This is a genomic window from Ruegeria sp. AB9 (genome assembly GCF_056542585.1).
Map to the genome: position 1 here is coordinate 225,435 of NZ_JBQGAA010000003.1, position 13,440 is coordinate 238,874.

Sequence of the window (13,440 nt, forward strand, 5' to 3'; positions counted from 1 at the left end):
CGTTATGCGGGACTCTACTGCCGTTCACGCGCAAGCCAGATCTTTAACCAGCCCCTTGTAAACGATGTCTTCCGGCACTGTCTCGAACGGTGACAAAACCCAATCTCGATCAATTTCCAGTCTATGGACTGGCACTAGCTGGCGCGCGATGTCAGGTGGTGTCGTGTGATCCGTCGATCCTGTTTCCCAATCGTGAAGCGCAGAGGAGTATCGCACAACGGCGCCGCTGGTCGGCAACTTGATCAGGCCACCTTCCGCAAAGAACTTGAGCCCGTCGCCCATTTCTTCCCCGACGATCTTTAACTTGCGCCCAAGCCGAAATTTGAGGACCGCAACAAAGACGATCGCTGCGGAAAAGGTGAATTTATCCACCAGCACAGCACAGCCGCGTCGCCGTGCGCTTTCGGCGATGGCATCGATCAACGGCATCGTTACCAAAAAGTCGCCACCGGTGTTGCCTCGAACATCGATCAAAAGGAAACTGTCGCGGTGGGACTGAACGCATGTGGCGGCTCTGTCGATTGCTTCGGGAAACGCACTTTTGTCGGGATCGAAGAAGCTTGGCAGCTTCACAACGAGGCCATTCGCTGAACAGTCGCGAATTTCCACAAACCCATTGTAATTCCAGACGGGATCAACTTGGCCGTGCTCGTTCCTTGGATACAACTCTGACGCCGGAACAGTATCGTCGTTACGCACCTTTACCACGGTTGTTCGCCCGTCGGCACTTTGAAGTTGATATTGGGTCTCACGGGCCATTGATGCAAAACCCAAATGGGCCAACGCCGCAGGCCAAGCAAATAGAAGAGGTCCAATCACGCGCTTTCTTTGCCGTGTTCCCGCCAGAAGGCATGCTGCTGCGCGTTCGATCTTTTCTACAGCTACGCCGTTCACGGTGACCAGTTTGCAGGGCGGAAATTCCGTGAGTGGCCTCGAGGTCCTGGTCAGAAAGACCGACCTCCCGATGGTCACAAATCGAAACGGCAGCACTGAGATTGCATCATTCGGAATCAGGCGTGTGTGACCGTTGCCGGAAAGGGCCAGGAGACGCATGGCCGAAAGCAAGAACCGCTCTTTTGCATTCTGAGACGCGTGCCTTTTGGCATCTTCGATATGAGCGTCAATTTCTTCCGGATCGACCGTAGCAAAGCTCGGATCGGTACGTTTAACAACGTCCAGAATTGGTTCGAGGTCCTGGCTCAGCGACACACGTTACCCTATCGTCTAAGCAAATTGATTGTCCACCTCGGGCGCAAGCCAGCTTTTGGTTCGAGTCCGAGCTAAACTCGAGCATCCGGGCAAACCTGCCTGCTCATGTCCAGTGGAGCAAAAACGTTCCATCAAATCTCTTAGATTCGGAACCGCTGAACGGATCAGCCGCAGTTTCAATCGGTATCTGGTGACCCGCCGGGACTGTATACAGTAAACAGCTCTTTTGGTTCATTCACACCGCGCAGCATGTAGCGGCCGACCGAGACAAGCTCCTGCGCGCAGGGCTGTGCAGCGCGGGCGACGTCGTCCGAGATCAGGATCCTCTGACCCAACGACCGGTGCATCCCCGCGATGCGGGCGGCCTGGTTGACGGCCGGGCCGATCACAGTGAAGTCCAGCCGCGTCTCGGACCCGATATTGCCATAGAGAATTTCGCCCGAATGCAAAGCCAGTGTGTAGTTGGCCACCGGCAGACCCTGCTGACTGCGTCCCGCGTTCAATTCATCCATGCGGGACTGCAACAAAGGCACGGCGCTGAGCGCAGCGCGGGCGTCTTCGTCGATTTCACCGACGTCGAACATGGCCATCAGCCCGTCGCCCATGAACTTCAAGATGTTACCGCCCTTGTCATGAACCACGCCCACAGCCACGGCCAGATAGTCGTTCAGCATGTCGATGATCTCGTGCCCGGGCAGGTCCTCGGACAGAGTAGTGAAGCCCTCGAGGTCGAAATTCCAGATCACTGCATCGATTTGCTGTAAGGACCCGCGCCGGATTTCACCCGACAGAACCCGTCGACCGGCATCCCGGCCCAGGTATACCCGCATCAGATCCTTGGTCAGGTTCTGGTTCTTGGCGGATTTGAGCGCCAATCCCAGATGTGGCAGGACAGTGTGTATACGGTTCAGATCGCTGTCTTCGAATCCGGTCGGTGCGTCGCTGGTCCACGACATCAGAACGCCATCGCTGACCTTTTTCGTGCCGTTGGGGCGCAATTGTTTGACCCCTTCATAAGACAGACCCGTTGCATAATAATCGGTCGCTCCGATTTCACGCAGATCGTTCAGCAGGGGAAAGCGGCTAGGTTCGTTGTGGTCAACCAGTTTGACCCGGATTTCGTCCAAATCCTCGTTCAGCAGCGCATAGAGTGGGCTTTGCTGCCAAACCTCGCTGGGTGTATCCGTGTTTTCGAATTTCTCGGATTCGCCGCCCGTGCCGTTATACCAGCTATAACCGATGCCGCCGTAAACCGGATGGAGAGTCGATTGCGCCGCATGAAACCGCATCAACGGAATACCCATATTAACCAATTGGGTACAAAACCCTTCCAGCAGCTCTTCTTGCCCGGCCCCCTCCAGCCCCTTGTTGACCAGCCAATCGATCAGTGATTGCGTGGAAACCGAAGCGGAACCTAGAGAGGTCATTTTAATATCCATATCAAGCATGATCCCCATTTGGGGGTGGCACGTGGCAATTGCCAGAGTTCAATCCAAACCTGCCAACCTTTGCAACATTTGACGCAGCAGCGCAGCCTCTTCCGGTTTGAACAGGTCCGACAGTTTCGCATCATATTCGGCAGCAACGCCGTTCAAGTCACGATACACAGTTTGCCCTGCCGGTGTTAGTGCCAGCCATTCCGCCCGCCGATCAGTTTCGTCCCGTGTGCGTTTCAGATATCGACGCTCTTCCAGTTTGGCGACCGCACGGCTGATCTTGGTTTTGTGCATTCTGGCACGTTCACCAATTTCCTTGGCCGTCATCTCGCCAAATAGCCCCAGATGGAACAACACCCGCCATTCGGTTCTGAGCATCCCATATCGGCCCTTGTAGACAGCCTGAAATTCAAGCGAAGCCCGTTCGGCAGCCTGATTCAGCAGGAAGGGCAGAAAATTTTGCAGATCAAAGTCATCATTTTTTTCGGATTCATCGTGTGTCATGCTTGTTAGTTACAAAATCAACTATTAACCGACAAGCAGCAAACGGAGGAAAACGCAATGAATCGTCCGACTGATCCGCATACGCTGACACAGGCTGCAACGCCTGTCGGAACTCATGCGGGCTATATGCCCGGCTTTGGAAACGACTTTGAGACCGAGGCCCTGCCAGAGGCTCTGCCGCAGGGGATGAACAGCCCGCAACGGTGCAACTATGGTCTTTACGGAGAGCAGCTGAGTGGCACGGCCTTTACCGCCAACCCACCTGAACGCACCTGGTGCTATCGTATTCGCCCATCCGTAAAGCACTCACATCGTTATGAAAAAATCGATCTTCCATACTGGAAATCAGCTCCCTGCATCGACCCGGACGTGATCAGTCTGGGCCAGTATCGCTGGGATCCCGTCCCGCATTCCGATGAAGGTCTGAACTGGATGACCGGTATGCGGACCATGACGACTGCGGGTGATGTGAACACGCAGGTGGGCATGGCGTGCCACATCTATCTGGTCACGGAATCCATGGTCGATGACTACTTCTTCTCAGCCGACTCCGAACTGCTGGTGGTACCGCAGGAAGGGCGGCTGCGCTTTGCGACCGAGCTTGGAATCATTGACCTCGAGCCCAAGGAAATCGCGATCATCCCGCGTGGTTTGCTGTACCGGGTTGAGGTTCTGGAAGGCCCGGCGCGCGGCTTCGTCTGCGAGAACTACGGTCAGAAGTTTGAACTGCCGGGTCGCGGCCCGATCGGGGCCAATTGCATGGCGAACCCACGCGACTTCAAGGCACCGGTGGCGGCCTATGAGGATCGTGAAACCCCGTCTACCGTGACAATCAAATGGTGCGGGCAATTCCACACCACCAAGATCGGTCACAGCCCGCTGGATGTCGTGGCATGGCACGGAAACTACGCGCCCTATAAATACGACTTGCGCAACTATTGCCCCGTTGGCGCGATCCTGTTTGACCACCCCGACCCCTCGATCTTTACCGTTCTGACGGCCCCGTCCGGCCAGCCGGGTACGGCCAATATCGACTTTGTCCTGTTCCGTGAACGCTGGATGGTGATGGAAGACACGTTCCGCCCGCCGTGGTATCACAAGAACATCATGTCGGAACTGATGGGCAACATCTACGGCCAGTATGACGCGAAACCGCAGGGCTTTGTCCCCGGTGGCACGAGCCTGCACAACATGATGATCCCGCATGGCCCCGACAGGGAAGCCTTTGACAAGGCGTCATATTCCAATCTGGGGCCGGATAAGCTGGACCAGACGATGTCGTTCATGTTCGAAACCCGGTTCCCGCAGCATCTGACCCCGTTTGCAGCCACCGAAGCCCCGCTGCAGGATGACTATATCGACTGCTGGACATCACTTGAGAAGAAATTCGACGGGACACCAGGCAAGAAGTGATGGATGCCGGCTACATAGTCATCGCTGTGTTCTTGAGCATTTTCGGTATATCGATTTGGGTACGGCGCGGGCGCTGGAACGGCAAGCGCGACCACTACAAGCACAATCCAATGCCCGGCCATCGCCAGGAGGGTTCTTCCGGCGGGGCCGACCCGGGCAGCGACTGAAAGATGGAAGCAGGATTATGCGGCAAACCCTTTGCTGATGCCATGCTCGCAACGACGACAAAGACGACAAGGAAGACCGATGACTTTATTGAAATCCTGGGTGGCGTCGGCCAATGGCGCAACCCACCCATTTCCGCTGAACAACCTGCCATATGGTGTATTCTCAACCGAGGGTGATGATCCTCGCTGTGGTGTGGCCATTGGTGACATGATCCTCGACGTTACCGCAGCCGAGGCCGAAGGTCTGATCACCCTGAACGATGAGCCATTGTTCGACATGCCGTTCTGGAACCCTCTGATGGAGGAAGGTCCCGCGGTCTGGACCGCACTGCGCGAACGGCTGATCAGCCTGCTGGCCGAAGGTTCAGACGAGCAAGCCAAGGTCGAACCACTGCTCGTCAAACAAGATGACGCCGAAATGCACCTGCCCTTCGCGGTCAGTGAATACACCGATTTCTATGCTGGTCGGAACCATGCCTTCAATGTGGGCACCATGTTCCGGGGTCCGGAAAACGCACTGCCCCCGAACTGGCTGCATATTCCCATCGGCTATAATGGCCGGGCATCTTCGGTTGTCGTGTCGGGTACAGATATTCGCCGTCCCTGGGGTCAATTGAAATCCCCCGATCAGGACCTGCCCGCCTTCCTGCCCAGCCGTCGCTTTGATATCGAGCTTGAGATGGGCGCGATTGTCGGCACCCCCTCGGATGGTCCGATCACCGTGCAGGAAGCGGACGACAACATTTTTGGCTACGTCCTTCTGAACGACTGGTCTGCAAGGGACATTCAAGCCTGGGAATACCAGCCACTGGGCCCGTTTCAGGCCAAGGCTACTGCAACCTCGATCAGCCCCTGGATCGTGACCAAAGCCGCGCTAGAACCGTTCCGCTGCGATACTCCGGCCCGTGAGTTTGAATTGCTGGATCACCTCAAGGACCGCGGTCCAATGCTCTATGACATCGATCTGGCGATCACCATGGCACCTGAAGGGCAACCGGCCACGACGATTGCGCAGACCAACTACAATCAGATGTACTATTCGGCCGCTCAACAACTGGCCCATCACACCACATCCGGATGTCCGATGAATGCAGGCGACCTGCTGGGATCGGGAACCATCTCCGGGCCAACCAAACCGGAGCGTGGCTCGTTGCTTGAGCTCAGCTGGGGCGGCAAGGAACCCCTGACGTTGGACAGCGGTGAAACCCGCAGTTTCATCGAGGACGGCGACACCCTGACTCTGACTGGCAACGCCAATGGCGACGGCTACACAATCGGCTTCGGTGAGTGTGTCGGCACCGTTTTACCCGCTCTTGAGAACCCATATTCACGATAAGGAACCCACCATGGCCAAAGCATTCGCGTCCCAGGGGGACATGTCGGAAAAGAAAATCTCGTTCACCGAGGTGGGCGAGGGGCTCTATGCTTTTACCGCCGAAGGCGATCCGAATTCGGGCGTCATTATCGGGGACGACAGCGTGATGATCGTCGAGGCACAGGCGACCCCGCGCCTGGCAAACAAGGTCATCGAATGCGTACGGTCAGTTACAGACAAGCCAATCACGCATGTTGCCCTGACCCACTACCATGCCGTGCGTGTTCTGGGCGCAAGCGCATTTGGCGCTCAGCAGATTCTGATGTCGGACATGGCGCGCGCCATGGTCGTGGAACGCGGGCAAGAGGACTGGGACAGCGAATTCCAACGCTTTCCACGCCTGTTCGAAGGGCATGAAAGCATCCCTGGCCTGACCTGGCCCACCACAACTTTCAGCGACACGATGACTGTTTATCTGGGCAATCGCCGGATCGACCTGATGCATCTGGGTCGCGCCCATACGGCGGGCGATATCGTCATCCATGTGCCTGATCAGAACGTGATGTTCACCGGTGACATCGTCGAATATCACTCGGCCTGTTATTGTGGCGACGGCCATTTCAGCGACTGGGGTGACACGCTGGACGAGATCAAGTGGTTCGATGTCGACGCCATTGCACCGGGTCGTGGCGATGCGCTGGTCGGCAAGGACATGGTGAATGCAGCCATCGAGAATACCCGCGATTTCGTCGAAAGCACTTACCGCCCGGCAGCCAAAGTTGCTGCACGTGGTGGCAGTTTGAAGGAAGCATGGGACGCCGTGCGCGCCGAATGCGATCCGAAGTTCGCCGATTACGCGATCTACGAGCACTGTTTGCCGTTCAACGTGGCGCGCGCCTATGACGAGGCGCGTGGCATCGACACACCCCGGATCTGGACCGCCCAGCGCGACCTTGAAATGTGGGAGGCGCTGCAAGGGTGACGGAAAACGGCCCGATTTGATCCAGATCGTTTTGTGCGGCGGGATTCAATGAAACCATAAGCCAAGGCCTCCGGCGCCTGTCGCCGGGGGACAGGATTTGCAGCACATTGGTGCATCTGCTTGGGGGGAGCCCATGAACAAGATCTTTGAAACACCGCTTTACGGATATGAACGCAGCCCGGATCAGGACAGCCCGACGCCCGTCAGGCGCAAGGTTATCGTGATCGGTGCAGGCCCGGTTGGTCTGGCCGCCGCCATCGATCTGGCCCAACAAGGGGTCGAAGTTGTGGTTCTGGACGAGAACGACAAGGTCAGCTTTGGCAGTCGCGCCATCTGTTTTTCTCAACGCACCCTGGAAATCGCAGACCGGTTGGGTTGCGGTCAGCGATTGGTCGACAAGGGCGTTCTTTGGGACCGCGGCAAGGTCTTTTTCGATGATCGTCAGGTCTATGACTTCAACCTGCAACCGGATGAAGGCTATGCCAACCCCGCTTTCATCAACCTGCAGCAATACCACTTCGAAGATTACTTCGTCGAAAGGGTCCGTCAGCTACAGGCGGAAGGCGCACCCATCGAGATACGCGGCCGCAACAAGGTCGAAGCGATTGGCACCCACGACGATCACGTAAGGCTGGAGGTCGAAACACCTGAAGGCCCATACACAATCGAAGCCGAATGGCTGATCGCGTGCGACGGTGCGACCTCCCCCGCTCGGCGCATGTTGGGCATTGATTTCGAAGGGCGTGTTTTCGAAGACAACTTCCTGATCGCGGATGTGATCATGGATGCTGATTTCCCCTCGGAACGCTGGTTCTGGTTCGATCCACCATTCAATCGCGGGCAGTCCGCGCTTTTGCACAAGCAACCCGACAATGTCTGGCGCATCGACCTGCAACTGGGTTGGGACATCGACAAGGAACGCGAAAAGCGCCCTGAGAACGTGATCCCGCGCCTCAAGGCCATGCTTGGCGACGATGTCGAGTTCCAGTTGGAATGGGTTTCAATCTACACCTTCCAATGCCGACGCATGGAAAGCTTCCGCAAGGGTCGTGTCCTGTTCGCAGGCGACAGTGCGCATCAGGTCAGCCCATTTGGCGCGCGCGGGGCCAATTCAGGTCTGCAGGACACCGATAACCTGTGCTGGAAACTGAAACTGGTGCTGGATGGAAAAGCTCCCGATAGCTTGCTGGACAGCTACAATTCCGAACGTGTGCATGGGGCTGATGAGAACATCCAGAAGTCCAGCCGATCGACCGATTTCATCACACCGAAATCCGAGATGTCCCGAGTTCTGAGAGATGCGGTTCTGAATCTGAGCGAACAGTACGAATTCGCCCGTCCGTTGGTGAACTCAGGACGCCTGAGCCAACCTTGCACCTATGACGGCTCTTCGCTGAACTCTGCCGATGCTCTGGACGGCCCAACCCAGACGCGCCCCGGTTCAGCCTGCCCGGACGCACCGCTGGGTGAAGAGTTCCTGCTGCCCAAGCTGGCCGGAAAATTCACCCTGTTGACCATCGACGCAGATGCCCCGGAGATGCTGGAAGAAGACGGAGTCGAGGTCACACGATTGGCGCTGTCGGTCAAGGACGACCTGACACTGGCGCTCAAACGTCGCTATCTGGGCAATGCGACCAGCGCGGTTTATCTGATCCGACCAGATCAGCACGTGGCGGCGAGGCGCGATAGCTATGAAGAAAACAGTTTCCGGCATGCGATCCGCAGAGCCTGTGGTAAGGAGTAAGCGCAATGTCTGATCTGATCCTATCCCCGAATATTGCCAAGGCAGACGACTTCTATGCAGAGCTATTGGCGGCGCATGAAGGGCTTGAAAAAGCCGATAGCGACGCGCTGAACGCCCGACTGGTTCTGGTGCTGGCCAATCACATCGGCGACGGTGCAGTGCTGTCTGACGCCATTCGCGCTGCCGCTTTGGCCGACAATTGACGGCCCCCGACGTGAGCGAAGTCGTTCTTTACGACTATTGGCGGTCTTCGGCCAGCTATCGGGTGCGGATCGCCCTGAATTTGGCCGGGATCGACTATCGCGCGGTTGTTGTCGATCTGGTGGATGGCGAACACAAAAGCGATGCACATATTGCGCGAAACCCACAAGGGCTAGTTCCGGTTCTGGAAATTGATCGGCTACGGTTGACGCAATCTCTGTCCATCATCGACTATCTGGACAGCACGCGCCAACTGAACCTTCTGCCCGTTGATGCGGCAGAGCGTGCGCGTGTGCAGGCGCTGGCCTATGCGATAGCAGTAGACATTCACCCCGTTTGCAACCTTTCGGTTGCTCGTCATGCGACTACCCTCAGTAGAGACCCATCCGATATGCCCGGAGAGTGGATGCGACACTTCATCCGGCCAGGATTGTTGGCATTTGAGACCATGTTGGGTGAGTTTGAACAGGCCCCCTGTTGTGTTGGTTCACAGCCCGGTCTCGCCGATATCTGCCTGATCCCGCAGATCTACAACGCGCGCCGGTGGCAAGTTGATCTGTCGGACATGCCCCGTATTCTGGGAGTGGAAAAGGCCTGCGCCGATCACTCGGCTTTTGTCGCGGCGCACCCGGACGGACACGCCCCCCTATAACCTCGCACAGCCCCTGTGTGCGCGTGCGCCTAGGCGTCCGGTCTGATCGGTCTTAACTTTGTTTGACAAAGCAAAGAGGTCCGCATGCCCGAGATTACCGGTTACCACGCCCATGTTTATTTTGACGCCGACACACAGGACACGGCGCAACAAGTGTGTGAAGAAGCGGCCCGTCTGTTCCCTGTTCAGATGGGGCGCATGCATGCCCGCAATGTCGGCCCTCACCAGCGCTGGAGTTGTCAGTTGGGCTTCGCCGCTGACGCATTCGAGCAAGTCATTCCTTGGCTGATGCTGAACCGAAAGGGCCTGACGGTTTTCACCCACCCTGAAACGGGCAATCATCTGGCCGACCACCGGGATCGCGCAATCTGGATGGGTGAGATACTGGATCTGGACCTGTCGATTTTCGACAAGCTTTAACCCAACGCCCGCGCCTGATCCCGCAGCACGAATTTCTGCACCTTGCCAGTTGAAGTCTTCGGCAAGGTACCGAATACCACGGTCTTGGGCGCTTTGAAATGAGCCATGTTGTCCCGACAGAACGCGATCAGCTCCGCCTCGGTCGCGGTGGCATCAGGTTTCAGCTCGACAAAGGCGCAGGGGGTTTCGCCCCATTTCTCATCTGGCCGCGCAACTACGGCCGCCTCCATGACCGCGGGGTGTTTGTAAAGGATACCTTCCACTTCGACAGAAGAGATATTCTCGCCGCCTGAGATGATGATGTCCTTGGAGCGGTCCTTCAACGCGATATAGCCGTCAGTGTGCATGACACCCAGATCGCCGGACGCAAACCAGCCGCCCTGAAAGGCCCCATCCGTGGCATCGGGGTTCTTGAGGTACCCTTTCATCACCACGTTGCCTCGCATGAAAATCTCGCCCATGGTTTTGCCATCCGCCGGCACAGGTTCCTTCGTTTCGGGATCGGCCACCATCAGGCCAGACAGAGCCGTATATCGCACCCCCTGCCGTACTTTCAGAGCAGCGCGGTCTTCGGCCCCCTTCTCATTCCACTCTTCTTTCCAGGCGCAAACCACCGAAGGCCCATAGGTCTCGGTCAGGCCATAGACATGCGTGACCTCGACGCCCATAGCCTCCATGGCTTCGATCACTGCAGCAGGTGGCGGAGCGCCCGCAGTCATCACCTTGATCTGGTGATCGAAATCTTTCAGGTCATCCGGCGCGTGGGCCAGCATGTTCAACACGATAGGAGCCCCGCAGAAATGGGTGACTTTCTCATCCCGGAATGCCGCATAGATTGGCTCTGCACGGACGGCGCGCAAACACACGGAAACGCCTGCATTGGCAGCCATTGCCCAAGGGAAGCACCAGCCGTTGCAATGGAACATCGGCAGGGTCCAAAGATAGACCGAATGCTTGGGCATATCCCAGTCCAACAAATCCGACTGAGCATTCAGGTTGGCGCCACGGTGATGATAAACGACCCCTTTTGGGTTGCCTGTGGTGCCCGAAGTGTAGTTCAGCGTGATGGCATCCCATTCGTCCTCTGGCAGAGACCAGTCGAACTCAGCGTCTCCCTCAGAAATCAGGGCATCATAGGTCAGGCTACCGAGTTTTTCACCGCCGTCGAAACTGGGATCCTCTATGTCGATGATCAGAACTTCATGGTCGACCTGCTTCAGCGCCTCTTTCACAACGCCCGAAAACTCGAGATCGACCAGCAAAGCCTTCGCCTCGGCGTGGTTCAGGATGAAAGCGACAATCGGCGCGTCCAGCCGGGTGTTGATGGCGTTCAATACGGCACCCGCCATAGGCACGCCAAAATGCGCTTCATACATCTCGGGGATGTTTGCAGCTATGATTGAAACAGTATCGCCCTTTCCGATACCGCGTGCGGTCAAAGCGCCTGCCAGACGGCGGCAACGGGCATAGGTTTCCGCCCAAGTCTGACGGCGGTCGCCATACACGACAGACGGGTAATCCGGGTAGACCTGAGCTGTGCGCTCGATAAACGAAAGAGGAGACAGAGGCGTGTAGTTCGCCTGGCATCTGTCCAAATGACGTTCGTAGATATTCGTCGTGGCCATCCGCTGATCCTCCCAAATCGCAGTTTCGGCGAATTGAGCACAAACTTGTCCGTCTGACAAACCCGTAAAAATACGGCAGAACGTCTGACTGGCAATACGGATGATACGATCTGGCCCTATCTACATCAGGGCTTTCGCGGTGATCTGAAGCATCTTAAACACATGCCGGGTTATACTATTCCCTATCCCGTGCACCGCATCTCACTGAAAGGACTTGTCATGGACGGCACGTTCAACGAAAACGATCTTTCCCGCGTAGTTGAGGCCGATCGCGCCCATATCTGGCACCATCTGATCCAGCATAAACCCTTTGAAACCAATGACCCCCGCATCATTGTCGAAGGCAAAGGCATGCGCGTCTGGGATCAGAAGGGCAAAGAGCACCTGGATGCAGTTTCCGGCGGTGTCTGGACTGTCAACGTTGGCTATGGCCGCGAATCGATCTGTAAGGCCGTTTACGACCAGTTGATGAAGCTGTGCTATTTCGCCAACTCGGCCGGCTCGATCCCCGGCGCAATCTTCGCCGAGAAGCTGATCGATAAGATGCCCGGCATGAGCCGCGTATATTACACAAACTCGGGCTCTGAGGCGAACGAGAAGGCGTTTAAAATGGTGCGCCAGATCGCGCACAAGAAGTACGGCGGCAAGAAGACCAAGATCCTGTATCGCGACCGGGACTATCACGGCTCAACGCTGGCAACCATGTCGGCAGGTGGTCAGGACGAGCGTACTGCGCAATACGGCCCCTTCGCGCCTGATTTCGTGCGTGTGCCGCATTGCATGGAATATCGCAAGCACGAGCTTGACGGCGCGCCCGAAGAGAACTTCGGCGAATGGGCTGCGGACCAGATCGAAGAAGTCATTCTGCGCGAAGGCCCCGACACCGTTGGTGCGCTGTGCCTTGAGCCGGTGACTGCGGGTGGCGGCGTGATCGAAGCGCCCGAGGGTTACTGGCAGCGCGTACAAGAGATCTGCAAGAAATACGACGTACTGCTTCATATCGACGAGGTCGTCTGCGGCGTAGGCCGGACCGGCACATGGTTCGGTTATCAGCAATACGGCATCAAGCCCGACTTCGTGACCATGGCCAAAGGCGTAGCCTCAGGCTATGCGGCGATTGCCTGCATGGTCACCACCGAGGAAGTCTTTGACATGTTCAAGGATGATGCCTCGGACCCGATGAGCTATTTCCGCGATATCTCGACCTTTGGCGGCTGCACCGCTGGTCCGGCTGCAGCGATCGAAAACATGCGTATCATCGAGGATGAAAACCTGCTGGGCAATTGCGCGGCAATGGGTGACCGCATGATGGGCAACCTTCAGGCACTGATGGAAAAACACAAGGTCATCGGTGACGTCCGCGGCAAGGGCCTGTTCCTGGGTGCCGAATTGGTTGCGGATCGTGGCTCGAAAGAGCCGGTGGACGAGAAACTCGCGCAGGCCGTTGTCGCCGACTGCATGGCGCAGGGCGTGATCATCGGCGTCACCAACCGCTCGATCCCGAGCCGTAACAACACTCTGTGCTTCTCGCCTGCGCTGATTGCAACGGCGGATGACATTGACCAGATCACCGACGCCGTCGATGGCGCGCTGGGACGTGTGTTCGGGTAGACAGTTCCGCAATTGAACAGTTTGAAGCCGGCGCATTGTGCGCCGGTTTTTTTGACCTCGGTTCGTGCTTTGGCAATCGATCACACGGAAACCGTTTTCTAGAATGAACCCAAAGACGGATACGTTCCGAAGCCAATTGGAAGTTTGACAGGTAAAAGTCG

13 protein-coding genes are annotated in these 13,440 nt (G+C 56.9%); 9 read left to right on the forward strand and 4 right to left on the reverse strand.

Features of this window, described 5'->3' with window-relative positions:
* Positions 1–24 precede the first annotated feature (24 nt).
* The 3 genes from ACR0K5_RS10235 to ACR0K5_RS10245 all read right to left on the reverse strand — a co-directional run bounded on the left by ACR0K5_RS10235 (position 25) and on the right by ACR0K5_RS10245 (position 3,149).
* Complete coding sequence (locus ACR0K5_RS10235; protein WP_480629600.1) at positions 25–1,209, reverse strand: S41 family peptidase; 1,185 nt, start codon at positions 1,207–1,209, stop codon at positions 25–27.
* 176 nt (positions 1,210–1,385) lie between these two features.
* The gene (locus tag ACR0K5_RS10240; protein ID WP_480629601.1) at positions 1,386–2,636 is read right to left on the reverse strand and encodes an adenylate/guanylate cyclase domain-containing protein; all 1,251 of its coding nucleotides are present in this window, start codon (positions 2,634–2,636) and stop codon (positions 1,386–1,388) included.
* Positions 2,637–2,696: 60 nt separating this feature from the next.
* Positions 2,697–3,149 (reverse strand): MarR family winged helix-turn-helix transcriptional regulator, encoded by a 453-nt coding sequence (locus tag ACR0K5_RS10245; protein WP_480629602.1) that lies wholly within the window; start codon positions 3,147–3,149, stop codon positions 2,697–2,699.
* 57 nt (positions 3,150–3,206) lie between these two features.
* Between ACR0K5_RS10245 and hmgA the strand changes: the two genes are divergently transcribed.
* The 8 genes from hmgA (at position 3,207) to ACR0K5_RS10285 (ending at position 10,043) form a co-directional block, all read left to right on the forward strand.
* The gene (hmgA, locus tag ACR0K5_RS10250; RefSeq protein WP_480629603.1) at positions 3,207–4,562 is read left to right on the forward strand and encodes a homogentisate 1,2-dioxygenase; all 1,356 of its coding nucleotides are present in this window, start codon (positions 3,207–3,209) and stop codon (positions 4,560–4,562) included.
* On the forward strand, positions 4,562–4,729 hold the full coding sequence (locus ACR0K5_RS10255; RefSeq protein ID WP_480629604.1) for a hypothetical protein: 168 nt from the start codon (positions 4,562–4,564) through the stop codon (positions 4,727–4,729). The genes hmgA and ACR0K5_RS10255 overlap by 1 nt, the downstream gene beginning before the upstream one ends.
* 79 nt (positions 4,730–4,808) lie before the next feature.
* Positions 4,809–6,065 carry a fumarylacetoacetase gene (gene fahA / locus ACR0K5_RS10260; protein WP_480629605.1) on the forward strand — a complete coding sequence of 419 codons (1,257 nt, stop codon included), beginning with the start codon at positions 4,809–4,811 and terminating at the stop codon, positions 6,063–6,065.
* Between the two features lie 10 nt (positions 6,066–6,075).
* Entirely contained in the window at positions 6,076–7,026 is a 951-nt protein-coding gene (locus tag ACR0K5_RS10265; RefSeq protein WP_039541551.1) for an MBL fold metallo-hydrolase, read from the forward strand.
* Positions 7,027–7,159: 133 nt separating this feature from the next.
* Positions 7,160–8,770, forward strand: coding sequence for an FAD-dependent oxidoreductase (locus ACR0K5_RS10270; protein ID WP_480629606.1), 1,611 nt, complete (start codon positions 7,160–7,162; stop codon positions 8,768–8,770).
* A 5-nt stretch (positions 8,771–8,775) separates the two neighbouring features.
* The gene (locus tag ACR0K5_RS10275) at positions 8,776–8,973 is read left to right on the forward strand and encodes a DUF2783 domain-containing protein (protein WP_480629607.1); all 198 of its coding nucleotides are present in this window, start codon (positions 8,776–8,778) and stop codon (positions 8,971–8,973) included.
* 11 nt (positions 8,974–8,984) lie between these two features.
* A complete protein-coding gene (maiA, locus tag ACR0K5_RS10280; protein WP_480629608.1) occupies positions 8,985–9,623 on the forward strand; it encodes a maleylacetoacetate isomerase in 639 nt (212 codons plus the stop codon).
* 84 nt (positions 9,624–9,707) lie between these two features.
* The gene (locus tag ACR0K5_RS10285) at positions 9,708–10,043 is read left to right on the forward strand and encodes a DOPA 4,5-dioxygenase family protein (RefSeq protein WP_480629609.1); all 336 of its coding nucleotides are present in this window, start codon (positions 9,708–9,710) and stop codon (positions 10,041–10,043) included.
* On the opposite strand, the gene ACR0K5_RS10290 is transcribed toward ACR0K5_RS10285, so the two are convergent.
* Complete coding sequence (locus tag ACR0K5_RS10290) at positions 10,040–11,668, reverse strand: acyl-CoA synthetase (RefSeq protein ID WP_480629610.1); 1,629 nt, start codon at positions 11,666–11,668, stop codon at positions 10,040–10,042. The two genes, ACR0K5_RS10285 and ACR0K5_RS10290, sit on opposite strands and share 4 nt — an antisense overlap.
* Positions 11,669–11,887: 219 nt before the next feature.
* Between ACR0K5_RS10290 and ACR0K5_RS10295 the strand changes: the two genes are divergently transcribed.
* On the forward strand, positions 11,888–13,279 hold the full coding sequence (locus ACR0K5_RS10295; protein ID WP_480629794.1) for an aminotransferase family protein: 1,392 nt from the start codon (positions 11,888–11,890) through the stop codon (positions 13,277–13,279).
* The last annotated feature ends 161 nt before the right edge of the window (positions 13,280–13,440 follow it).